This window comes from Quadrisphaera sp. DVD1 (genome assembly GCF_058932755.1).
Window position 1 is genome coordinate 1 of the sequence record NZ_JBZYWI010000256.1, and the last position, 1,837, is coordinate 1,837.

Below are 1,837 nucleotides of genomic sequence, written 5' to 3' on the forward strand. Positions count from 1 at the left end.
GTCGAGCAGCTCGTCGGCACCGACGCCCGGAGCGTGGCCGCGGCGCGCTTGGCGCTGGACGCCGCGGTGGACGCCTCGGCGCGGGTGCAGGACCTGCGCCGCCAGCGCCAGCAGCTCCAGGCCGCGGCCACCACCGCCTCGACCGCCGCGACGGCGGCGCTGGCGCAGCGCACCGCGGTGCTGGCCGCTGCGGACGCCGAGGTGTCCCGGCTGGTCGACCTCGAGCGCGAGGAGGCCGAGCGGGCGGCCGTCGCGGACGCCGCGCGCTCGCTGGTGCAGGACCTCGGCGCCGACCCCGGCGCCACGGCCGACGACCCGCGCGTGGCGGCCGCGATCGCCGCCGCCCGCACCCGGCTGGGGCTGCCCTACGTCTGGGGGGCCACGGGTCCGGACACCTTCGACTGCTCCGGCCTGGTGCAGTGGGCCTACCGCCAGGCGGGGGTGGACCTGCCCCGCACCACGCGCCAGCAGTACGCGGCCCTGCCGCGCGTGCCGCTCGACCAGCTGGCCCCGGGCGACCTCGTCCTCTACGCCGACGGGCCGGACCCGAGCAGCATCCACCACGTGGGGCTGGTCGTCGGGGACGGGCTGATGATCCACGCCCCGCGCACGGGCGACGTCGTCCGCGAGGCGGCCATCGGGCGCCGCGGCGTCTACGCCGCGGTCCGTCCGGTGGGGCTGTCCTCGAGCACCCGGTGAGGCCTCCCGGCGCCTAGCATGGACGCACGCCCGCGCCGGCCCGTGCCGGTGCGGCTGGGCGAGCGGCTGGAGGCCTGCGGTGGCGGACGACGACACGGACCTCCGCGCGGTCACCGCACCGCTGCGCGCGACGACGGGCTCGGTCGGCCTCGTCTTCGACGGTCGCTACCGCCTCCAGCAGCGCCAGAGCCGCGACGGCTCCTCCTCCACGTGGGACGCCCACGACGAGTCCCTCCAGCGCACCGTGGCGGTGCGCGTGGTCACCGGTCCGGCCGCCCTGGACGCCGTCGACGCCGCACGGCGGGCCGCTGCGGTCGAGGACGTCCGGCTGCCGCGGGTCCTCGACGTCGGGACGACCACCGCGGCCGACGGCTCCGTGCTGGGCTGGGTGGTCACCGAGCGCCCGCCCGGTCGCACGCTGGCCGAGCTCGTGCGCGAGGCGCCGATGCCGCCCGAGCGGGCGCGCGCCGTCGTGGGCGAGGCCGCCGCGGCCCTGGCCAGGGCGAGCGTGGCCGGCGTCCACCACCGCCGCCTCGACCCTTCCTCGGTGGTGGTCAGCGCCGAGGGCGCGGTGAGCGTGCTCGGCCTCGAGGTGGCCGCGGCCGCCGCGGGGCTCGCCCCGGTGAGCGCGGCGGACGCCGACCGCGAGGACGCCGTCGGGCTGGTCAGCCTCCTCTACGCGGCCCTGACCGGCCTGTGGCCGCACGGGCGGTTCTCCGCCCTCGCCGCCGCGCCGGTGGCGGGGCGCGCGCCGGTGCCGCCCGGGGACCTCGTCGACGGCGTCCCGAACGACCTCGACACGCTCGCCGCGGTGACCCTCGGGCCGCACCGCGACGGGCCGTTCAGCCCCGGCGAGCTCGTCGAGGAGCTCGCCCCCTGGGGGCCGGCGACCGGTCCCGTCGTGCAGCTGCCCGCGGATCCCCGCCCGGCCCCGACGTCCCGCCGCGCGCAGCGGGCGGAGGAGGACGGCCTGTCCGCGCTGGTCGGCCTGGCCGGCGTCGAGGAGGACGCCGACGAGGTGGCGGGCGAGCCGGTCCCGCGCCGCACCGGACGGATCGTGCTCGCCGTCGTGGGCGTGGGCGTGGTGGCCCTGCTCGCGCTGGCGGCGGTGAACCTGCCGGACCTGCGCGGCGTGCTC

2 protein-coding genes are annotated in these 1,837 nt (G+C 79.6%); both read left to right on the forward strand.

Annotated features, from left to right (window positions below; genetic code table 11):
• Positions 1 to 699 (forward strand): C40 family peptidase (locus AC5FZL_RS16625; RefSeq protein ID WP_493619984.1); only part of this gene is annotated, 699 nt, incomplete at its 5' end.
• 79 nt (positions 700 to 778) lie between these two features.
• Positions 779 to 1,837: protein kinase family protein (locus AC5FZL_RS16630; RefSeq protein WP_493619985.1), on the forward strand; the 1,059-nt coding region annotated here is incomplete at its 3' end.